We start from the raw sequence: 21,302 nt of genomic DNA, 5'->3' as shown, positions 1-21,302 counted from the left end.
TGAAATCGTTCTGCGGGCCGATCAGATCCGCAAGGTCTTTGACGGCCACACGGTACTGGGTGGCATCTCGCTCGATATGGAGCGGGGCGAGCTGGTCTCGATCATCGGGCCGTCGGGCTGCGGGAAATCGACGTTCCTGCGCTGCCTTAATTTTCTGGAAATTCCCGATTCCGGGACGGTGGAGATCGCCGGCGTGACGATCACGCGCACCGGTGGACGCTGGACCCGCCAGGAAGAGGACGCCGCCCATCGCCTGCGCGCGCATGTCGGCATGGTGTTCCAGTCCTTCAATCTGTTTCCCCACCGCACCGTGCTGGACAATGTGATGCTGGCCCCCGTGCAGGTGAAGCGCGTGTCGGCCGAGGCCGCGCGGGCCGAGGCGTTGGCCCTGCTGGACAAGGTGGGCCTGTCGGCCATGGCCACGCGCTATCCCGACACGCTGTCGGGCGGGCAGCAGCAGCGCGCGGCCATCGCCCGGGCGCTGGCTATGCGCCCCGATGTGATGCTGTATGACGAACCGACCTCGGCGCTCGATCCCGAACTGGCCGAAGAGGTGCTGTCGGTGATGCGCACCCTCGATAACGAGGGGATGACCCAGTTGGTGGTGACGCATGACATGCGCTTCGCCCGCGCGGCGTCCGATCGGGTGGTGTTCATGGATGGGGGGGAGATCGTCGAGGCGGATGACCCCGACCGGCTGTTTGTGGACCCGCACGACCCGCGCACCCGAAAGTTCTTGAGGTCTGTTCTGTGAAAAGCGTGATGGGCCTGTTGCTGGCGCTGGTGGTGACGTTTTTCGCCGTCGCCGGCCATGCCGCCCCCCTGCGCTGGGCGTCGGATGCCGAAGCCAACGTGCCGTTCGTCTTTCACGATCCGGCCGACCAGTCGCGCCTGACCGGTTACGAATATGAGATTGCCCAGGCGATTGCCCGCCGGCTCGGCCGGCCGACCCGGTTTGTGCAGAACGACTGGGACGGGTTGATCCCCGGCCTGCAGCGCGGGCTGTACGACATGGTGATCGACGGGATCGAGATCACGCCCGAACATGAGCAGGGGGTGCTGTTCAGCCGCCCCTATTACATGACGACCGAGCGCATCACCGTGCGGCGCGACCAGCAGGGGCTGGATACGCTGGCGGCGCTGCACGGGCATGTGGTGGGCACGCTGAAGGACACCACGGCCGAGCGCATGTTGCAGGCCGACCCCTCCATTCGCATCCGCTCGTACGAGGAAGAGACCAACGCCTATACCGACCTGAAGAACGGGCGGCTGGATGCGGTGCTGCTGGATGGCACCATCGCGCTCTATTACGGCTCGCCGGACCCCGACCTGAAGCTGGTGGGGGAGCCGATCGGGCAGGTGGCTTATGGCGTGGCCTTCGCTCAAGGGAATACCGCGCTACGCGACCAGGTGAACGCGGCGCTGGACGGCATGGTGCGGGACGGGGAACTGCACCGGATTCTGGCGCGCTGGCAATTATGGACACCCGCGATGGCCGCCCTGACCGGCGATGCCACGACTCCCGATATCGCGCCCGATGCCTGGGACCATTACCGGGCCGCTACCGCGCCGACGACGGGCTGGAGGGCGCGGTTCGATCGGTATGTCAGCTTTCTGCCGTTGCTGCTGCATGGCGCGCTGCTGACCTTCGCGGTGTCGGCCTGCGCCATGGTGCTGGCGGTAGGGCTTGGGCTGGCCCTGGCGCTGATGCGCCGGTATGGGCCGCGCTGGCTGGGTGCGCTGGCGACGCTGTATGTCGAGATCGTGCGCGGGACGCCGCTGCTGATCCAGATCCTGTTCATCTTCTACGCCCTGCCGGGCATCGGCCTGCGCCTGTCGCCGTTCGTGGCCGGCGTGCTGGCGCTGGGGATGAATTATGCGGCCTATGAGGCCGAGAATTACCGTGCCGGGCTGCAATCGGTGGCGCGCGGGCAGATCGAAGCCGCGATCGCGCTGAACATGACGCATTTCCAGGCGCTGCGCTTCGTCGTGGTGCCGCAGGCGGTGCGGATGGTCATTCCGGTCATGACCAACGATTTCATCTCGCTGCTCAAGGATTCCTCGCTGGTCAGCGTGATCACGCTGACCGAACTGAGCCAGACCTATGTGCGGCTGTCGTCAACCTATTACGATTATTTCGGCACCGGCCTGCTGATCGGCGTGGCCTATCTGCTCCTGGGCCTGCCGTTCGTGCGGCTGGCCCGCATGGCGGAAGCGCGGTTTCATACCGGGCGCCAGCGGCGAGGGCATATCTAGCCCCAATTATTTGAAAACGAATGGGTTTCCAAAGGGCAAACCCCTGCCGGCTTGATGCGTCTGGCACATGCCGGTGCTGTTTTATGTCACGTTGTGCATAAATCGGTAGAGGCTTAAAGAAAACCAGTCGAAGACAATCCGAACGTCATGTGGTCATGGATCTGCTATCCGCTCTGCACAGTTTTGTTCGCGTCGCTGCCACCGGCTCGTTTTCCGCGGTTTCGCGGGAGACCGGGGCCAGTCAGCCGACGATTTCGCGCCATATCGCGCTGCTGGAGGCGCATTACGGCGCCACCCTGTTCGCGCGGACCACGCGCAGCCTGATGATGACCGAGGATGGGCGCAGCTTGCTGCCCCATGCCTACGAAGTACTGGAAATCCTGGAAACCGCCGAGACCGCGCTGGGCCGCCGCCGGGCATCGGTTTCCGGGCTGGTGCGGCTGGGGGTGACCACGGCGTTCGGCCTGTACATGACGGCGCGGATGGGCGAGTTGCTGGACAAGCATCCCGACCTGGCGGTGGAACTGATCATGCGCGACGGGTTCGGCGACCTGGTCGAGGAAGGGCTTGATCTGGCCGTGCGCGTGGGCGAGATCGCGGAAGGATCGCTGATCGCCCGCCGCCTGGGGACGGTGAAGCGCATTGCGGTGGCCAGTGGCGATTATCTGGCCCGGCGCGGCACGCCCGCCCATCCGCGTGACCTGCTGAACCATCCCTGCATCGCCTATACCTATGGCGGCACGCGGCATGACTGGCATTTCGAAGGCAATGGCGAGGAAAGCGTGGTGGCCGCCAGCGGCCCCTTCCGCGCCAACAGCAGCGAGGCGGTGCATCAGGCGACGCTCGCGGGCCTGGGGATCGGTCTGCTGCCGGCCTTTCAGGTGAGGGAAGATATTGCCGCCGGCCGGCTGATTCGCCTGTTTCCGGAATGGACCGTGCCGGAAATGCCGTTCTATGCCGTGCATACCGGGCCGCGCACGTTGCCGCTGCGGACGCGCACGGTGCTGGATTTCCTGATCGATATCTCGGATGTGCTTCGGTAGGGGAGTTTCTTCTTTTTCTGAAGAAAAAGAAGCAAAAAGACTTTTATTCGGTCAGGAGCCTCGGAACGCGCAGGCCCAAGGCTCCTGAACGGATCAGACGTTTTTTGGTTCTTTTTTTCAAAAAAGAACAGAAACGCTCGCTTATTCCCCCGGCAGAACCGACGCGGGATCACGACTGGCACGCACAAGGTCCGGGCTGCCGTTCGTGAGGTCTCCGTGGAAGCCGCGCCGCAGCATGGTCGTCCAGCCATCCATCCAGCCATTGGCGGCGTTCACGAAGTGCTCCGCGCCCGGATGCTGCGGCAGGGACTGTTTCAGCCATTGCTCCGGCGGGGCGGGCAGCGCCATGGTGCCCTTGCGGGCCGGGCTGAGAAGAATGGTCACGTTCTCGATATTCGCGCCGCGATCGGCGGCGGCCTCGGCGTAGTTCCAGGTTGCGACCAGCATTACGTACGGGATCGGGAAGCCCAGTACATGCAGGCGGTTGAACGCGGTCTGGATGTCCACGCTGTCGCTCAGCGGCTGACCCTCGATCTGGACGTGGCTGGTGAACCAGCATTCCATCACCTTGGCATCCGAGGGCACGATCTTGGAGAGATAGTTCCGGTCGTCGTGGCAGCCGTTATTCATGGCATCGACGGTCGAGGTCGGCAGGGACTGCGTGCTGGCGCGGGCGATGATCACGCCGGTTACGACGCCGCCTTCGGCGCGCACCAGCACGTTGCTGAGCAGTTCGCCATGCGGGCCGCTCTGCGTCGTCAGCACCGGGTGCCAGGTGCCGGCCGGCAGGGGCAGGATGCGGCCGGCGAAGGGGATGGCGCCGCCCAGGTCCGAGGTGATGGGCGGGGCCGCCAGTTGCGGGCCGCCCGCCGCCTGCTGGCCATTGTCGGGCGCGCCTTCGGCCGGCGGAGCAGGCGGGGCCGAGTCGGGGGCGTCGGGTGTGGCGGCCGGTGCGGGCGGGGGCGGGGTGCGGCCCAGGGTCCGGTTGATGCGGTCGATCACCGGCCGCAGGGCCGGAACAGCCCGCGTCAGGTACGCCGGCGGATACAGCAGCGTCAGCGCCGTGAAGATGGGGATGCAATAGAGCATCGCGCGCCAGATCGGCGCGCGGTGCCAGAGGCGGGAAGCTGCGGACATTCAGGTCGCCGTACGGGAAAAGCGGGTCAGCGCAGGACGCGGGCCCGCTGGGCCTCGGTATCGTTGGCGATTTCGGCACTGACGCCGTCTTCGCCGGAAACGACGCGCACTGTTTTCGCACCCTGCTGGCGGGCGGAAATCAGCGAGTCGCTCATCATGTCTTCGATCGACCGCACCAGGTCGCGGGCGCTGGCGGCAGCGCCCATCTTGCTCTGGCGACGCATGACCTCGAACAGCAGCGACGGGTCGATGCCGCCCGTCTCCACACGCAGGCCATAGCTTTCGATCATCGCCTCGATCTCCAGCGCCGCGACGCGGGCCACGTCCAGGCCGGTCAGCGCGCGGAAGACGAAGATGCGGTCCAGGCGGTTCAGCACCTCTGGCGCAAAGCCGGCCTGGCGCAGGGCCTCGACCGACTCGGCGCGCATGCGGTCGGGCTCGTCGGCCAGGCGGTCGGCGATCTCGGACAGGGCATCGGTCGCGATGTTCGAGGTCAGCACGAAGATGGCGCGGACGGTGGAGATCTGCTGGCCGGTGGAGGCCTCGGTGACGTGGCCGTCATTCCAGGCGGTGAGGAATTTCTTGAAGACGTCGGGGTGGGCCTTCTCGATTTCGTCGAGCAGGACGACGGCGTCGGGCTTTTCCTTCAGGCCGCCGGTCAGCTTGCCGAACGTGTCGGAGCCGACATAGCCCTTGGGCGAGCCGAAAAGCTGCGTCGCGGCGTGCGGCGAGCTCATCTGCGTCATGTCGAAATGCAGCAGCGGGCGGTCGAGCTGCCGGGCCATCTGCTTGGCCAGGTAGGTCTTGCCGGTGCCCGGCGGGCCTGCCAGCAGGAAGATGCCGACCGGCTTGCCGCGCACCTGCAACGCCATGCGGCGGCGGAGCTGGGCGGCGATGTCCTCGCAGACCTGGTCCTGGCCGATCACCCGCGCGCGCAGGCCGGCCGCCAGTTCCTCGGCGTCGATCACCGTTTCTTTCTGCTCGCGCGCCATCATTTCTTCCAGCGCGGTGCGATTGGTCAGCCTGGCCAGTACATCCATCATCCACCCCCGTCGGCGCCGTAGCCCCTTGCGCGCCAGCCGTTCGGCGCGGGTCTCGAACATCATGCCCGCCAGGACCAGCAGGCTGCTCCCTGCCATCAGCACCGGAAAGGCCGGTGCACACCATTCCATGAAATGCGTCAGGCTGGCGAGGGAAAGATGCAGCGAGGCCGCGGCCTGCAAGCTGGCGAGAACCAGAAAAATGACCATCATGACCGGCATCAGCCGGTTCAGGGTCGGCAGGAGAGCCTTCATTGGGCGATCACATCCAGAACGAGCATCTGGTCCCGGTGGATGACCGGCAGCGGCGTCGGCCCCAGGACCGTGATGGCCCCCGGCGCCACGCCGGCCGGGCCGGGATCGGAAACCGGCGCGATATCGACCTCGCCGGAAATGCGGATGGGCAGCAGCACCGTGCGCGGCCTGGGGGTGAGCGGCACGGTCTGGGTGATGCCGCCCGAGCTGACGGTCACGACGCCGCCGGTTCCGGCCTCGTCATAGATCGGCATCTGGACCAGGCGGTATTCGCGCTTGCGGATGCCGGCCAGGATGCGGGCCTGCTGGTCGGGCGGCAGTCCCGATTGCTGCAGGGCGCGCGCCGCGTTGTCGGGCGTGATCATGGCGAATTGCTGGGTGCTGGTCAGGGCATTTGCCCCGGCGGCGGCGCCATGGGCGGCATCGCTGACGATCGGGGCGGGCGCGGGCATCGGGTGCTCGCTCTGGGTGGCCATGCGGGCGCTGAAACCGGCGACGACGATCATGCCCGCCGCCAGGCCGTACCATAGGGGCCGGCCTTTGCCGGGTCCGGCCTCATCGGGCGCGGCGCGTGCTTCGGGGTCGGGCGTCTGCCTCATTGCGGTATCATGCGTGCGCCTCATGCAATTGGGCAAGCATGCAAACGAGGACGTGATTGTAATGTAATGTAGCCCCTGGCCCCTGCCGTGGCACAGCCCGCGCATGCACCTTGCGGCGGCGTGCGTTATCGCCTATATCAGCTTCATTCCTTCATCTTCCGCTTCTTTTGGGGGGTGGCCTTACCGGCCGCCTTTTTTGTTTTGGACGCAGACCTGCCTCACCTCACCGGCCTGGACGCCAAGGTGGCCGCCCTCGTGGCGCCCGTCCTGGCCGATATGGGCTTCGAACTGGTCCGCGTGGCGATCCTGGGACGGGAGAGCCCGACGGTGCAGATCATGGCCGACCGCGCCGACGGCAGCCTGATCGCGATCGAGGATTGCGAGCAGATCAGCCACGCGGTGGGCGCGGTGCTGGATATCGAGGACCCGCTGCCCGGCGCGTGGACGCTGGAAGTGTCCTCGGCTGGAATCGATCGTCCGCTGACGCGGGCGAAGGACTGGAACCGGTTTGCCGGGCATCTGGCCAAGGCCGAGGTGAATATCCCGATCGACGGCCGCAAGCGCTTCTCGGGCATCCTGCTGGGTGCCGAAGAGGGCGTTGGCCGGCTACGGCTGGAAGATGGAACCGAGGTGGCGCTGCCGCTGTCGGACATGCGCCGCGCGCGGCTGGTTCTGACCGATGAACTGATCGCGGCCAGCGCCCATATGATGGGGGTCTCCGACGACGGAGCCCCGGAAACCCCTGTCACGCCCGGCGAGAAGCCGGCGCGCAAGACTCACTGAGACGTCCTGGAGGTTCTGATGGACACGTCCGTTTCCCGTCCCGAACTGCTGCTGGTGGCGGATGCCGTCGCGCGCGAGAAGGCGATCGACCGGGAGGAAGTCCTGGAGGCGATGGAGCAGGCCATTCAGAAGGCCGGGCGCGCCAAATACGGGCATGAGAAGGATATCCGCGCGACCATCGACCGCAAGACCGGCGATGTCCGCCTGTCGCGCTGGACCGAGGCCGTGGAAGTCGTGGAGAACGAGGAAACGCAGATTCCTCTTCACATCGCCCGCAAGTTCAAGCCCGAGATCCAGTTGGGCGAGCATCTGGTCGACCCGCTGCCGCCGATCGATTTCGGCCGCATCGCGGCGCAGACCGCCAAGCAGGTGATCGTGCAGCGCGTGCGCGAGTACGAGCGCAAGCGCCAGTATGAAGAATTCAAGGACCGCGTGGGCGAGATCGTGAACGGCACGGTCAAGCGCACGGAATACGGGAACCTGATGGTCGAGATCGGCAGTTCGGAGGCGCTGCTGCGCCGCGACGAGCTGATCCCGCGGGAGAGCTTCCGCAATTCCGACCGCGTGCGGGCCTATATCTATGACGTGCGCGACGAGCCGCGCGGGCCGCAGATCTTCCTGTCGCGCACGCATCCGGCCTTCCTGGCCAAGCTGTTCGCGCAGGAAGTGCCCGAGATCTATGACGGCATCATCGAGATCAAGGCCGTGGCCCGCGACCCCGGGTCGCGCGCCAAGATGGCGGTGATCTCGCGCGATGCCTCGATCGATCCGGTCGGTGCCTGCGTGGGTATGCGCGGATCGCGCGTGCAGGCCGTGGTGCAGGAGCTTCAGGGCGAGAAGATCGACATCATTCCCTGGAGCCCGCAGGCGGCGACCTTCGTCGTGAATGCGCTGGCGCCGGCGGAAGTCACCAAGGTGGTGATGGACGAGGAGGCCGGGCGCGTCGAGGTGGTGGTGCCCGACGAGCAGTTGAGCCTGGCGATCGGCCGGCGCGGGCAGAATGTCCGCCTGGCCAGCCAGCTGACGCGCTGGGATATCGACATCCTGACCGAGGCCGAGGAATCGGAGCGCCGGCAGGAAGAGTTCCGTCGCCGCAGCAACCTCTTTGTCGAGGCGCTGGACGTGGACGACGTGATCGCCGGCCTGCTGGTGACGGAAGGCTTCCATTCGATCGAGGAACTGGCTTATGCCGATCCCGACGAACTGGCGGGGATCGAAGGGTTCGACGAGGATGTGGCCAGCGAGCTGGTCCGCCGCGCGGAAGGCTTCCTGGCCCGCCGCGAGGACGAGCTGGACGAGAAGCGCCGTGGACTCGGCGTGACCGACGACATCGCGGCACTGGGCGTGTTTTCCAACCAGATGCTGGTGACGCTGGGTGAAAAGGGTGTGAAGACCCTGGACGATCTGGCCGATCTGGCGGGCGATGAGCTGGTCGAATTCCTCGGTGGCGACGTGATCGACGAGGAAGCGGCGAACGAGATCATCATGGCGGCGCGCGCCCATTGGTTCGAGGACGAGCAGCCGGCCGAAGCGCAGGAGGCGCCGGAGGCCTGAGCGCTACGGCGTGTCGGGGCAGGCGGGACGGGACATGACGGCGGACGCCGATTGGGAGCCGGAAGATGACGAGCGGGGGCCTTTGCGCCGCTGTATCGTCACGCGGGAGCGTGCGGCGCCCGAGACGATGGTCCGTTTCGTGGTCTCGCCCGACCGGGTTGTGACACCCGATCTTTCCGCGCGTCTGCCCGGACGGGGAATCTGGTTGAGCGCACGGCGGGATGTGCTAGAAACGGCCCGGACGCGAGGGGCGTTCTCACGCGCAGCCCGGGGCCAGGTCGTCGTTCCGCCCGACTTGGACAAGATCCTGGAAGCCGGCCTCGTGCGCCGGATACTGGAGACGGTGGGACTCGCACGACGGGCCGGTCAGGTGACATACGGTTTCGTCAAGGTGCGGGAATGGATAGAGGGCGGTCGCGCCGGTCTGATCATACAGGCCGAGGATGGCAGCCCTGACGAGAGGACGAGGTTATTGTCCGGCGCACGGGATCTGCCGATAGCGGTTGTTCCTACGGCGGCGGGTCTGGGTGCGGCATTCGGCCGTGACCATGTCGTGCATGCGGCGATGTCGCGTGGCGAACTGGCACGGCGCGTCCGTATCGATAGTGAACGTTTTGCGGGGCTGTCCGGCAGGGCGGTTCCGGGTTCGTCGGACCAATCCGGCGAACTTGGGTGAACAGGCGGGTACATGAGCGAAGGCAACGATCAGGATCAGGGTAAGGGACGCTTGTCCTTGCGGCCGGCGGGCCGGAAGGAGGTCGGACGGACGGTTGACGCCGGTTCCGTGCGGCAGAGTTTCAGCCATGGTCGTTCGAAGGTGGTGCAGGTCGAGGTGCGCAAGAAGCGCGGCCCCGGTCCGGCCCCCGCAGGCAGCGGCTCCGGTTCGCCCGGTGGCGGCCGGGTAGGCGCGCGCGGCGGCAATGGCGGTCGCGCGCTGACCGCCGCCGAGCTGGCTACCCGCCAGCGCGTCCTCGATGAGCAGCGGGCGGAAGCCGTTCGCCGCGAGCAGGAGCGGCGCGAGCAGGAAAAGATCATGATCCTGTCCGCCGCCGAGGAAGCGCGGCGGCGCGAGGAAGATACCCGGCGCGCAGCCGAGGAGGAAGCCCGCGAGCAGGAAGAGGCGGCCCGTGCCCGCGCGGAGCAGGCCGCGGCCCAGCCGGTTCAGGACCAGTCCGAAGTGCTTGGCGCGCCCGGGCCGGTGGTGTCGGCCGTGCCGATCCCCGGCGAGGTCACGCTGGCCCCGCCGATGGAGCGCCTGCGCCCGCTGGCCGAGCGCGCCATCATGCCGGCCCGCCCGGTCACGCCCAACCGTCCGGCGCCCGCGACCGCGACTCCGGCCCAGCCGCAGGGCGAGACCCTGCGCCTGCGCACCGGCCGTGGCCCCGACACGGAAGAAGAACGCCGTGCGCCGCGTCGCCCCGGTGTCGTGCCCAGCCGCAAGCCGAGCGGCGCGCCCGCGAAAAAGGGTGGCGACAACCGCCGCTCGGGCCGCATCGACGTTCAGGCGGCGATCGAGGGTGACGACGACAAGACGCGCTCGCTGGCTTCGGTCCGGCGCCAGCGCGAGCGTGAGCGCCGGCAGGCCGAACTGGAGCGCCTGCGCTCCGACCAGGTCCGCGTGGTGCGTGACGTGGTGCTGCCCGAGACGATCACGGTGCAGGAACTGGCGAACCGTATGGCGGCCCGCCAGGGCGAAGTCATCAAGGCCCTGATGAAGATGGGCGTGATGGCGACCGTGACGCAGTCGCTGGATGCCGATACGGCCGAGCTGGTCATTCAGGAATTCGGCCATCGCGTCCGCCGCGTGGCGGACAGCGACGTCGAGATCGGTATCGAAGGCATCGACGATACGCCGGAAGACCTGCTGCCGCGTCCGCCCGTCGTGACGGTCATGGGGCATGTCGACCACGGCAAGACCTCGCTGCTGGACGCCCTGCGCACCACCGACGTGGCGGCGGCCGAAGCCGGCGGGATCACCCAGCATATCGGCGCCTACCAGGTGACGCTGCCTTCGGGTGCGAAGATCACCTTCATCGACACCCCGGGCCATGAGGCGTTCACCGCCATGCGTGCCCGTGGCGCCTCGGTGACCGACGTGGTGGTGCTGGTGGTCGCGGCGGATGACGGCGTGATGCCGCAGACGATCGAGGCGATCCGCCATGCCAAGGCGGCGAATGCGCCGATCGTGGTTGCGATCAACAAGTGCGACAAGCCGGGTGCCAACCCCGAGCGCGTGCGTCAGGAACTGCTGTCGCACGAGATCGTGGTCGAATCGATGGGCGGCGACACCCAGGATGTCGAGGTCTCGGCGCTGAAGCGCACCGGGCTGGACAAGCTGGAAGAAGCCATCCTGCTCCAGGCGGAAATCCTGGACCTGCGCGCCAACCCGGACCGGGTGGCCGAAGGCTCGGTGATCGAAAGCCGTCTGGATCGCGGTCGTGGCCCGGTGGCGACGATCCTGGTGCAGAAGGGCACGCTGCGGCGTGGCGACATCGTGGTGGCCGGCGCCGAATGGGGCCGTGTCCGTGCGATGCTCGACGACCGCAACCGCCAGATCCAGGAGGCGCTGCCTTCGACCCCGGTCGAGATCCTGGGCGTCACCGGCGTGCCGGGTGCCGGCGAGCCGTTCGTGGTGGTGGAGAACGAGAACCGCGCCCGCGAGATCTCGGAATTCCGCCAGCGCGTGATCAAGGACCGCATGGCCGCCGGCCAGACGGCCGCGCGCGGCACGCTGGACCAGATGCTGGCGCGTATCCAGGCCGGTGCCCAGAAGGAAGTCGCCGTGCTGATCAAGGCCGACGTCCAGGGCTCGGCCGAGGCGCTGCAGACCACGGTGCTCAAGCTGGAGCATGAAGAGGTCAAGGTGCGGGTGCTGACGGCCGGTGTGGGCCAGATCACCGAAAGCGATGTGCAGCTGGCCAAGGCTTCGGACGCGGTGATCATCGCGTTCAACGTCCGCGCCACGACGCAGGCTCGGGAATTGGCGCAGCGCGAAGGGGTCGATATCCGCTACTACTCGATCATCTATCAGGTCGCGGACGACGTGGAGCAGCTGGTCAAGGGCAAGGTTGCGCCCAAGCACCGCGAGAAGTTCCTGGGTTACGCCGAGATCCGCAAGGTGTTCGACATCACCAAGGTGGGCAAGGTTGCCGGTTGCTACGTCACCGAGGGCGTGGTCAAGCGTGGGTGCGGTGTGCGCCTGCTGCGCGACAACGTCGTGGTGCACGAGGGCGAGCTCAGCCAGCTCAAGCGCTTCAAGGACGATGTCAAGGAAGTGGCGCGCGGGTATGAGTGCGGCCTGTCCTTCGCGGGCTACAACGATCTGCGCGAAGGCGACATGGTCGAGTGCTACGAAATGGAACTGGTTCCCGCATGAGCCGCAACCCATCCCGTGGGAAGGTGAATACGGCGGGGCCGGCGGGGAAACTCGCCGGTCTTGCCGCTTCCGGCCCCAGCCAGCGCCAGTTGCGCGTGGGCGAGGAAGTGCGTCGGGTGCTGGCCGACCTGTTCGCCCGCACCGAATTCCGCGATCCGGAGCTGGTCGATGCCCGCATCACCGTGACGGAAGTGCGTCTTTCCCCCGACCTGAAGCACGCCACGGCCTTCGTGGCGCGGCTGGGGCGCAGCGATGTCGATGCGCTGCTGCCGGCCCTCAATCGGGTTTCGTCGTTTCTGCGCTCGCGCATGTCGGGCAGCCTGCGCCTGCGGGTGGTGCCGGAAATCCATTTCCAGCCCGACACGGCGCTGGATTACGCGATGGAAGTCGATGCGCTGCTGCGTCGGCCGGACGTGGCGCGGGATCTGGACGAGTAGTGCTCTGCCAAGGGCTTCGCCCTTGACCCACCAAAGGGCATCGCCCTTTGGAAACCCGTTCGTTATCAAACTGTTGGGGTGCTAGCCGAGCAATAGGCTGGCCATGAACGCGTCCGGATCGCGATAGAACTCGCTCAGCACGACGAAATGATCCGTCATCCGGAATGGCCGTTCGATGAGGCCATGTGGTGTCAGATGCAGCACTGTGGCGCCGGGATAGGCCATGATCAGCGGCGAATGGGTGGCGATGAGGAATTGTGCGTCGCCACGCTGCACCGCCGCGTGGATGATCTTGATGAATTCCACCTGACGGATGGGTGAGAGCGCGGCTTCCGGCTCATCGAGGATATAGATACCGCGCCCCGCGATCCGGCGGCTGAACAGGTGGAAATAGCCCTCGCCGTGGGAGCCTTCGGTGCCTGAACGTCCGCCGAATTCCGCCAGAAATCGGGGGTCTTCGGCGGCGAGCCGATCGATTTCGGTGATGAAGGCGGCGAAGCCTTCGGCGCGGGTGAAGAATCCGCTGGTGACTTTCGGGAACCAGCTTGGGCGTAGGGCCTCGGCCAGGGCGTTGCGTCCCTGTGGGCCGATCGCGAAATTGCGGTTGCCACCATGGAACGGAAAGCCGCAGAGCGCGGCGACCGCTTCGATGAGGGTGGATTTTCCGCTGGCATTCGGGCCGGCGAAGATCGTGACCGGGGTGGTAAAATCGATTTCGAAACTGGGCCAGGTCAGGACCGGCAATGAGAAGGGAAAGGCTTCCGGCTCCGCCACGCGTTCGGGCAAAAGACTGACGCGCTTGAGAAAAGGCGCCCGATAGAGCGTGTGGCCAGCTTTCCGTGCCATGGCGCCTGCATAGCACGGGCATGGAACATCCCAAAATCGGGGTGCAGGGCCTCAGGCCCTGCCGGGTCCAGGGCAGAGCCCTGGGTCTTAGCGCCCGGGGCCGGTCAACAGCACGGTCGGCCTACGGCGGATGTCGCCGGCCGCGTCGCGTAACGCGGCCCCGCCGGCCGCCAGGTCGCGCCCCGTTGCCGTCAGGTCCGTCTTCAGGGTGTCGTCGGGCGTGTGCAGATCGGATCGGATCTGCCGGGCAGCGGACAGGGCGGCTTTGGTATCGCGGGTGACCATGCCGATCTCGGCGCTGCGATCCTGCTTCTGCCGGTGTGCCGTGGTCACCAATTGGGAGAGCGCGCCCTGTGTCTGGCGGCTGTCTTTCGCGATCCGCTGCCGGGCGGCGGCCATGGTTGTCGCGGCGGTGTGGGTGGAGGCGGCCAGATCCGCCAGGCTGGCGCGGGTGGCGGGCAGGGCGGTCTGGATATGCGCGGCGATCTCTTGTCCGTTTCGCGCGGTCTGTTGCCATTCCGCCGCCATTTTGTGGATCGGCAGGGTGGTCAGGGTGCGGCGCAGGATGGCCAGCCGGGATTCATGGGCCGGGATTTCCGGCAGGCTCGACAGGCCGGAATGCGGGAGCGGGACGGGGCCAGGGACGATATCCAGGTCGATGCCGACGCGCCCGGTCACCAGGCTGGCGCTGTGCAGTTCAGCCTGCAATCCGTCCTGGATCAGCCGTAACAGCATCAGATGCGGTGACAGCGCGCCTTCGCCGCCCGTCATGTGAATCCGTTCGGGCTGGATGCGGATCGTCACCGGAATCAGCGCGCGGCCATGCTGGGGGTCGGCGGTGAGGCCGACATGCTCGACCCGTCCCAGCCTGACGCCGCGAAACGTGACCATGGCGCCGGCGCGCAGGCCGCCGATCGGACGGTCGAAGACGACCATGGCCCGTTCGGTGCGCGTTAGCAGGCCGAACTGGCCGAAGGAGCCGAGGAACGCGCAGCCCAGCCCGATTCCGCCAGCGACAAAGAGCAGAATGGCCGCCCATCCGGCTACCCGGCCCGGACGGATGCTCATCGGTGGAGAGGGAGAAAGAAGGTCATGAGGCATTTATTTCGGGCCTCTCCGGCCCTTTGAGAAAGCAGGCATGGCACAATCCGGCATTGCTCCCCTTTCAGGGCTCGTCTACACGCACGCCTCTTCCAGGATTTTGATCAAGAAGGTTTTGCCCCATGCGACGCAAGCGCGGACGTCAGATCGATGGCTGGCTGGTCATCGACAAGCCGACGGGGATGACATCGACCGACGTCGTCAACCGGGTGAAGCGCCTGTTCGATGCCGCCAAGGCGGGGCATGGCGGCACGCTAGACCCGTTGGCGACCGGGCTGCTGCCCATCGCCTTCGGCGCGGCCACCAAGACCGTGCCGTACATCATGGATGGCACCAAGCGCTATCAGTTCACCCTGCGGCTGGGCGAGGCGCGGGATACCGACGATGCCGACGGGGTGGTGACCGAGACCTCTGACGTGCGGCCGTCGGACGAGGATTTCCGCCGGGCACTGCCGGCCTTTCGCGGTGACATCATGCAGGTGCCGCCCGTCTATTCCGCGATCAAGGTGGCGGGCGAGCGGGCCTATGACATGGCGCGCGACGGGCGGGCGCCCGAACTGCCGCCCCGGCCGGCGCGGATCGACCGGTTCGAACTGGTGGCGCGGCCGGACGCGGATACCGCGATCTTCGAGGTGGAATCGGGCAAGGGCGTCTATATGCGCTCGCTGGCGCGCGACATTGCGCGGGCCTGTGGCACGGTGGGCCATGTGGCTGCCCTGCGCCGCCTGCGGGTGGGCCCTTTTGCCGAGGAAGACGCGATTCCACTGGACAAACTGGCGCCAAACGACGACAACGCGCCTGCTTCACCGGATCTGCTTCTTCCGGTCGCGACCGCGCTGGCCGACATCCCGGCGCTGGCCTTGACCCACGAGGAAGCAGAGTCCCTCTCGCACGGGCAGGCGATCAGCCTGCTGGGCCTGATGGGACGCATTCCTGACGCCGCCGATCCCGACCAGGGGATCGTCCGGGGAATGGACGGGGGGCGCGTGATCGGGTTGTGCCGGCTGGAAGATGGCTGGCTGCGCCCGGACCGCATGCTTTAACCGAATTGGAATGTGGAGAACACGATGTCGATTACTGCTGAACGCCGCACGGCGCTGATTGGCGAATACCAGACCGCCGCCACGGATACCGGCTCGCCGGAAGTCCAGGTCGCCCTGCTGACCGAGCGGATCACGAACCTGACCGAGCACCTGAAGACCCACGCGAAGGATTTCCACTCGCGTCGCGGCCTGCTGGTGATGGTCGGCAAGCGCCGCGGCCTGCTGGACTATCTGAAGCGCAAGGACGAGGCTCGCTACCAGACCGTGATCGGTCGCCTGGGCCTGCGTCGCTGAGATGACGCGCGATCCGGCCTGCTGCCCCGCTGTGCGTGGCAACGGGCCGGATCGCATTGGTGCGTTCCGCCGACGGGGTGGCATGGCCGCCCCGTTGCCGCGGGGCCGCCACGCCCGATGCCCAATCCTGGGCCGGGCCACACGCTGCCCCCATGTCGGTGGAGACATCCGGACCGGGTCACAGCGTTTCAGGCCACATGGTGTTCTGGCGGATTACCGTCATCGCTCCATGCCGTCCGAGACGCTGTCCTTCATCCCCTTGTCCGGGCCCCTCCCATCCATCCGGGGTGGCCTTCGGACAGGGAGTGTCTGAATGTTCAACTACTACCGCAAAGAGATCGAATGGGGCGGCCGCACGCTGGTGCTGGAGACGGGCAAGATCGCCCGCCAGGCCGATGGCGCCGTGGTCGTGACCTATGGCGACACGGTCGTGCTCTGCACCGCCGTGGGCGCCCGCAGCGTCAAGCCGGGCCAGGATTTCTTCCCGCTGACGGTCAACTATCAGGAAAAGGCCTTCGCGGCCGGCAAGATCCCCGGCGGCTTCTTCAAGCGTGAAGGGCGCCCCTCGGAGATCGAGGTCCTGAATTCGCGCCTGATCGACCGCCCGATCCGTCCGCTGTTTCCGGAAAACTTCCGCAACGAGGTGCAGGTCGTCGCCACGGTGCTGAGCCACGATCTGGAGAACGATCCGGCGATCGCGGCGCTGATCGGCTGCTCGGCGGCGCTGACGCTGTCGGGCATTCCGTTCTTCGGCCCGGTCGCGGCCTGCCGCGTCGGCTATGTGAACGGCGCCTATGTGCTGAACCCGATCCTGCCGGAAATGAAGGACAGCGCGCTGGACCTGGTCGTCGCCGGCACCGCCGAAGGCGTGCTGATGGTCGAATCCGAGGCCGCCGAGCTGAGCGAAGAGGTGATGCTGGGCGCCGTGACCTTCGGTCATGAAGCGTTCCAGCCGGTCATCGACGCCATCATCGCGCTGGCCGAGCATGCCGCCAAGGCGCCGTGGGACCTGGCCGAGCCGTCGGCCGAGGAACTGGCGCTGCGCAAGCGCATCGACGCGCTGGGCCGCGCCTCGATCGCCGAGGCGTATCAGGAGCGCGTGAAGCAGGCGCGTTACAAGAAGGTCGGTGCGGCGAAGGACGCCGTGCTGGCGGCGCTGACGGAAGAGGGGCTGGACGCGGGCGCGGCCAAGCCGATCCTGAAGGACCTGGAAGCCGACGTGGTGCGCAGCTCGGTGCTCGATACCGGCCTGCGGATCGACGGCCGCGACCTGAAGACGGTGCGCCCGATCGTGTCGGAAGTCGGCATCCTGCCGCGCGCCCATGGCTCGGCCCTGTTCACCCGTGGCGAGACCCAGGCCCTGGTGGTCGCCACCCTGGGCACCGCCCAGGATGAGCAGGTGATCGACGCGCTGGAAGGCGAATACCGCACCAACTTCATGCTGCACTACAACTTCCCCCCCTATTCGGTGGGTGAGTGCGGCCGCATGGGCTCGCCCGGCCGCCGCGAGATCGGGCATGGCAAGCTGGCCTGGCGCGCGGTGCATCCGCTGCTGCCCGGCAAGGATACCTTCCCGTACACCATGCGCGTGGTCTCCGAGATCACCGAGAGCAACGGCTCGTCCTCGATGGCGACCGTGTGCGGCACCTCGCTGGCGCTGATGGATGCCGGCGTGCCGCTGAAGCGGCCGGTGGCGGGCATCGCCATGGGCCTGATCAAGGAAGATCGGGGCTTCGCCGTGCTGTCCGACATCCTGGGTGACGAAGATCACCTGGGCGACATGGACTTCAAGGTGGCGGGCACCGAGCAGGGCGTGACCGCGCTGCAGATGGACATCAAGATCACGTCCATCACGCCCGAGATCATGAAGATCGCCCTGGGCCAGGCGCGCGACGGCCGCCTGCACATCCTGGGCGAGATGTCCAAGGCCCTGACCGAGGGACGCAGCGACGTGTCCTCGACCGCGCCGAAGATCACCACCATCACCGTGCCCAAGGAAAAGATCCGAGATGTGATCGGCCAGGGCGGTAAAGTGATCCGTGAGATTGTTGAATATTCGGGCGCGAAGATCGATATCAACGATGACGGCACGATCATGATCGCGGCGTCGGCCGAGGAACAGGCCGCCAAGGCGATCGAGCGGATTCGCGGCATCGTGGCCGAGCCCGAGATTGGCGCGATCTATACCGGCAAGGTGGTCAAGACCGCCGATTTCGGTGCGTTCGTGAACTTCCTGGGCGCGCGCGACGGCTTGGTCCATATCTCGGAACTGTCGCAGGGCCGGGTGGCCAAGACCACGGATGTCGTCAACCAGGGCGATGTGGTCAAGGTGAAGGTCCTGGGCTTCGACGATCGCGGCAAGGTCAAGCTGTCGATGCGCGTCGTCGATCAGGAGACGGGCGCCGATATCAGCGAGGCTGTCGGCGCCAAGCCCGCTCGGCCGCCGGCACGCTGAAGCCGGTCGGCGGTGGGGCAGCCTGCTCCACCGCCGCGGCCCCGCCCGTGAGGCGCGGGGCACGTATGGACGAGACGCCGGTCCTTTGGGGCCGCGCGAGGACGATAGGGTAGTGATGAAGGCGATCAATGCGATCCGCATGGGCGGGGTGGATGTCCTGCCGCTGATCGAGGGTGGAAAGGGCGTGTCGGTTTCGACCGGCATATCGTCCGGACATTGGGCGGCGGCGGGCGGCGCCGGCACGGTCTCGATCGTCAATGCCGATTCATATGACGCTGAGGGACGATATGTTCCGCAGGTCTATCACGGCCGCAGCCGGCGCGAGCGGCAGCAGGAACTGATTGCCTATGCCATTGCCGGCGGCATTGCGCAGGCGCGGATCGCGCATGACCTGTCCGGTGGGCGCGGACGCGTGCATGCCAACATCCTGTGGGAGATGGGCGGCGCCGAGGATGTTATCCTGGGTGTGCTGGAAGGTGCGCCGGGCCTGATCCATGGCCTGACCTGTGGTGCCGGCATGCCCTATCGCCTGTCGGAAATCGCGGCGCGGTTCGGCATCCATTATTATCCCATCGTGTCGTCCGCGCGGGCGTTCAGTGCCCTGTGGAAGCGTTCGTTCCACAAGAATCCCGACGGACTGGGCGGGGTGGTGTACGAAGACCCGTGGCGGGCCGGCGGGCATAATGGCCTGTCGAACAGCGAAAATCCGCTCAATCCCGAGGACCCGTTCCCGCGCGTGCTGGCGCTGCGCCAGGTCATGCGCGGCTTCGGCCTGCATGAGACGCCGATCATCATGGCCGGCGGTGTGTGGTGCCTGGAGGAATGGGAAGACTGGATCGACAATCCCGAACTCGGGCCGATCGCCTTCCAGTTCGGCACCCGGCCGCTGCTGACGCGGGAGAGCCCGATCCCCGATGCGTGGAAGCGCAGGCTGCTGACCCTGAAGAAGGGTGACGTGTTCCTGAACCGTTTCTCGCCGACGGGGTTCTATTCTTCCGCGGTCAACAATCCTTTCCTGCGGGAATTGCAGGGGCGGTCCGAGCGGCAGGTTGCCTTCTCCACCGAACCGGTGGGCGAACATACGGCCGCCTATGGCGTCGGGGCGCGTGGCCGGCAGGTCTTCATGACCGAGGCCGACCGCGAGCATGTCCGGCTGTGGGAGCGCGAGGGCTTTACCGAGGCCATGCGCACCCCGGATTCGACCCTGATCTTCGTCACGCCGGAGAAGGCGCGGGAGATTCTGGCCGACCAGGTGGCGTGCATGGGCTGCCTGTCGGAATGCCGCTTCTCGAACTGGAGCCAGCGGGGCCCGGATTATTCCAACGGGCACAAGGCCGATCCGCGCTCGTTCTGCATCCAGAAGACGCTTCAGGCCATTGCCCATGCGGGGCCGGAAGGCGACGACGGGGTGATGGACAACAACCTGATGTTCGGCGGCACGAATGCGTGGCGCTTTGCCACCGACCCGTTCTACGCCAACGGATTCGTGCCGACGGTCGGTCAACTGGTTGACCGCATCATGACTGGGCGCTGAGCCGGCAGATTATCGGAACGGTTAGAACGGGCCCCTTCGGGGCCCGTTCGCGTTTCCGCCGATAACGACTGGGTTTCCAAAGGGCTTCGCCCTTTGGTGGGTCAAGGGCAACGCCCTTGCGGAGGCTATTCCTCCGGCAGGCAGGCGGCCTTGAAGGCGGCGAAGGCGCGGGCGCGGTGGCTGATGGCGTTCTTCTCAGCCTCCGGCATCTCGGCGAAGGTGCGCATCTCGCCTTCCGGGGTGAAGATCGGGTCGTAGCCATGGCCGTGGGTGCCACGGGGCGGCCAGGCGATCTGTCCGTCGATCCGGCCTTCGAACGTGCGGATGGTGCCGTCGGGCCAGGCGAGGCACAGGACGGAGATGAACCAGGCCGAGCGGTCCGTGTCATCGCCGATGGCTTCGTGGATGCGGGCCATGGCACCGGGGAAATCCTTGTCGGGACCGGCCCAGCGGGCGGAATAGATCCCCGGTGCGCCGCCCAGGGCGGCGACGCACAGGCCGGAATCGTCGGCCAGCGCCGGCAGGCCGCTGGCCTTTGCCGCCGCCACGGCCTTGAGCGCCGCGTTGCCGGCGAAGCTGTCGGCGGTTTCCTCGGGTTCGGGCAGGCCGAGCTGTCCGGCCGAGACGATGGTGATGCCATAGCCGCCCAGCAGGGCATCGAATTCCGCCAGCTTACCCTTGTTGTGGCTGGCCAGGACCAGCCGTGTGCCAGGGGCCAGGCGGTGTGCGTCCGCGCCGCTCACGATGCGTCGCTCCGCGCGCCGAGGGCTTTGTCGATTGCTGCGAGCTGGGCGGCGAACAGATGCGTGGTGCCGGCCTGCGCCAGCCGCATCAGGGCCTCGAACTGGGCCTGCGAGAATGGGGCCTGTTCGGCCGTGCCCTGGATCTCGACGATGCCGCCGGCCTCGGTGAGGACGAAATTGGCGTCGGCGGCGGCCGTGCTGTCTTCGTCGTAATCGAGGTCCAGCACCGCGCCGGCCTCGGTCAGGCCGCAGGAGATGGCGGCGACCTGTGCCGTGAGCGGCACGCGGGCCAGCACGCGGTTGCGCACCAGTTTTTCAAGCGCCAGCCGCAGGGCGACCCAGGCGCCGGTGATGGAGGCGCAGCGGGTGCCGCCATCGGCGTTCAGCACATCGCAATCGACGGTGATCGAGATTTCGCCCAGTGCGCCCAGGTCGGTCACCGCGCGCAGCGAGCGGCCGATCAGGCGCTGGATTTCCTGCGTGCGGCCCGACTGCTTGCCCTTCGCGGCCTCGCGCGCGCCGCGCGTGTGGGTGGCGCGGGGCAGCATGCCGTATTCGGCCGTGACCCAGCCCTTGCCCTGGCCGCGCAGGAAGGGCGGCACGCGGGGTTCGACACTGGCGGCGCACAGCACCTCGGTGCCGCCCATGCGGATCAGGGCCGATCCCTCGGCGTGGCGGGCGAAGCCGGTTTCGATGGAGACGGGGCGCAGCGCGTCGGCGGCGCGGCCCGAGGGGCGGGTGGTCATGGGCAAACGATACTCCGCATCGACAGGCAGGGCATTCCGGGGCGGGCCGCCGAAAGCGCG

The 21,302-nt window shown here is 67.0% G+C and carries 19 protein-coding genes; 12 read left to right on the top strand and 7 right to left on the bottom strand.

Features of this window, described 5'->3' with window-relative positions; translation table 11 throughout:
• Positions 1-4: 4 nt before the first annotated feature.
• The 3 genes from ACMAUO_RS10560 (at position 5) to ACMAUO_RS10550 (ending at position 3,299) form a co-directional block, all read left to right on the top strand.
• Positions 5-754 carry an amino acid ABC transporter ATP-binding protein gene (locus ACMAUO_RS10560; RefSeq protein ID WP_420357264.1) on the top strand — a complete coding sequence of 250 codons (750 nt, stop codon included), beginning with the start codon at positions 5-7 and terminating at the stop codon, positions 752-754.
• Between the two features lie 8 nt (positions 755-762).
• The gene (locus ACMAUO_RS10555) at positions 763-2,256 is read left to right on the top strand and encodes an ABC transporter substrate-binding protein/permease (protein ID WP_420356844.1); all 1,494 of its coding nucleotides are present in this window, start codon (positions 763-765) and stop codon (positions 2,254-2,256) included.
• A gap of 155 nt (positions 2,257-2,411) precedes the next feature.
• Positions 2,412-3,299, top strand: coding sequence for a LysR family transcriptional regulator (locus ACMAUO_RS10550; RefSeq protein ID WP_420356843.1), 888 nt, complete (start codon positions 2,412-2,414; stop codon positions 3,297-3,299).
• A gap of 141 nt (positions 3,300-3,440) precedes the next feature.
• On the opposite strand, the gene ACMAUO_RS10545 is transcribed toward ACMAUO_RS10550, so the two are convergent.
• From ACMAUO_RS10545 to ACMAUO_RS10535, 3 genes are read right to left on the bottom strand one after another with little or no spacing between them, the layout of a single operon-like run.
• The gene (locus ACMAUO_RS10545; protein WP_420356842.1) at positions 3,441-4,436 is read right to left on the bottom strand and encodes a hypothetical protein; all 996 of its coding nucleotides are present in this window, start codon (positions 4,434-4,436) and stop codon (positions 3,441-3,443) included.
• 26 nt (positions 4,437-4,462) lie between these two features.
• Positions 4,463-5,731 carry an AAA family ATPase gene (locus ACMAUO_RS10540; RefSeq protein ID WP_420356841.1) on the bottom strand — a complete coding sequence of 423 codons (1,269 nt, stop codon included), beginning with the start codon at positions 5,729-5,731 and terminating at the stop codon, positions 4,463-4,465.
• Complete coding sequence (locus ACMAUO_RS10535; protein ID WP_420356840.1) at positions 5,728-6,330, bottom strand: hypothetical protein; 603 nt, start codon at positions 6,328-6,330, stop codon at positions 5,728-5,730. The genes ACMAUO_RS10540 and ACMAUO_RS10535 overlap by 4 nt, the downstream gene beginning before the upstream one ends.
• 174 nt (positions 6,331-6,504) lie before the next feature.
• On the opposite strand from ACMAUO_RS10535, the gene rimP reads away from it, so the two are divergent.
• From rimP to rbfA, 5 genes are read left to right on the top strand one after another with little or no spacing between them, the layout of a single operon-like run.
• Positions 6,505-7,113, top strand: a complete 609-nt coding sequence (rimP, locus tag ACMAUO_RS10530) for a ribosome maturation factor RimP (protein WP_420357263.1) — start codon at positions 6,505-6,507, stop codon at positions 7,111-7,113.
• 18 nt (positions 7,114-7,131) lie between these two features.
• Positions 7,132-8,667 carry a transcription termination factor NusA gene (nusA, locus tag ACMAUO_RS10525; RefSeq protein ID WP_420356839.1) on the top strand — a complete coding sequence of 512 codons (1,536 nt, stop codon included), beginning with the start codon at positions 7,132-7,134 and terminating at the stop codon, positions 8,665-8,667.
• A gap of 34 nt (positions 8,668-8,701) precedes the next feature.
• Positions 8,702-9,343, top strand: a complete 642-nt coding sequence (locus ACMAUO_RS10520; protein WP_420356838.1) for an RNA-binding protein — start codon at positions 8,702-8,704, stop codon at positions 9,341-9,343.
• Positions 9,344-9,355: 12 nt separating this feature from the next.
• Positions 9,356-12,043, top strand: a complete 2,688-nt coding sequence (gene infB / locus ACMAUO_RS10515; protein ID WP_420356837.1) for a translation initiation factor IF-2 — start codon at positions 9,356-9,358, stop codon at positions 12,041-12,043.
• Complete coding sequence (gene rbfA, locus ACMAUO_RS10510; protein ID WP_420356836.1) at positions 12,040-12,480, top strand: 30S ribosome-binding factor RbfA; 441 nt, start codon at positions 12,040-12,042, stop codon at positions 12,478-12,480. Before infB ends, rbfA begins: the two co-directional genes overlap by 4 nt.
• Before the next feature lie 81 nt (positions 12,481-12,561).
• Here rbfA and ACMAUO_RS10505 read toward each other — a convergent pair whose 3' ends face one another.
• Positions 12,562-13,326: an AAA family ATPase gene (locus ACMAUO_RS10505; RefSeq protein WP_420356835.1), complete on the bottom strand. Its 765-nt coding sequence runs from the start codon at positions 13,324-13,326 to the stop codon at positions 12,562-12,564.
• Between the two features lie 87 nt (positions 13,327-13,413).
• Positions 13,414-14,427 carry an MlaD family protein gene (locus ACMAUO_RS10500; RefSeq protein ID WP_420356834.1) on the bottom strand — a complete coding sequence of 338 codons (1,014 nt, stop codon included), beginning with the start codon at positions 14,425-14,427 and terminating at the stop codon, positions 13,414-13,416.
• A 122-nt stretch (positions 14,428-14,549) separates the two neighbouring features.
• Between ACMAUO_RS10500 and truB the strand changes: the two genes are divergently transcribed.
• From truB to ACMAUO_RS10480, 4 genes are all read left to right on the top strand, one after another.
• Positions 14,550-15,470 carry a tRNA pseudouridine(55) synthase TruB gene (gene truB / locus ACMAUO_RS10495; RefSeq protein WP_420356833.1) on the top strand — a complete coding sequence of 307 codons (921 nt, stop codon included), beginning with the start codon at positions 14,550-14,552 and terminating at the stop codon, positions 15,468-15,470.
• 24 nt (positions 15,471-15,494) lie between these two features.
• The gene (rpsO, locus tag ACMAUO_RS10490) at positions 15,495-15,764 is read left to right on the top strand and encodes a 30S ribosomal protein S15 (RefSeq protein ID WP_114725993.1); all 270 of its coding nucleotides are present in this window, start codon (positions 15,495-15,497) and stop codon (positions 15,762-15,764) included.
• 313 nt (positions 15,765-16,077) lie between these two features.
• A complete protein-coding gene (gene pnp / locus ACMAUO_RS10485; RefSeq protein WP_420356832.1) occupies positions 16,078-18,219 on the top strand; it encodes a polyribonucleotide nucleotidyltransferase in 2,142 nt (713 codons plus the stop codon).
• 115 nt (positions 18,220-18,334) lie between these two features.
• Positions 18,335-19,753 carry an NAD(P)H-dependent flavin oxidoreductase gene (locus tag ACMAUO_RS10480; RefSeq protein WP_420356831.1) on the top strand — a complete coding sequence of 473 codons (1,419 nt, stop codon included), beginning with the start codon at positions 18,335-18,337 and terminating at the stop codon, positions 19,751-19,753.
• A 125-nt stretch (positions 19,754-19,878) separates the two neighbouring features.
• Here ACMAUO_RS10480 and rdgB read toward each other — a convergent pair whose 3' ends face one another.
• Together rdgB and rph are read right to left on the bottom strand one after the other, a co-directional pair.
• Entirely contained in the window at positions 19,879-20,496 is a 618-nt protein-coding gene (gene rdgB, locus ACMAUO_RS10475) for an RdgB/HAM1 family non-canonical purine NTP pyrophosphatase (protein WP_420356830.1), read from the bottom strand.
• The gene (gene rph, locus ACMAUO_RS10470) at positions 20,493-21,242 is read right to left on the bottom strand and encodes a ribonuclease PH (protein ID WP_420356829.1); all 750 of its coding nucleotides are present in this window, start codon (positions 21,240-21,242) and stop codon (positions 20,493-20,495) included. Before rph ends, rdgB begins: the two co-directional genes overlap by 4 nt.
• Between the last annotated feature and the right edge of the window lie 60 nt (positions 21,243-21,302).

The sequence above is a fragment of the Gluconacetobacter brunescens genome (assembly GCF_048695475.1).
Classification (GTDB): domain Bacteria; phylum Pseudomonadota; class Alphaproteobacteria; order Acetobacterales; family Acetobacteraceae; genus Gluconacetobacter.
The sequence above is the reverse complement of the archived record's forward strand: the minus strand, read 5'-3'. Positions and strand labels throughout refer to the sequence as shown.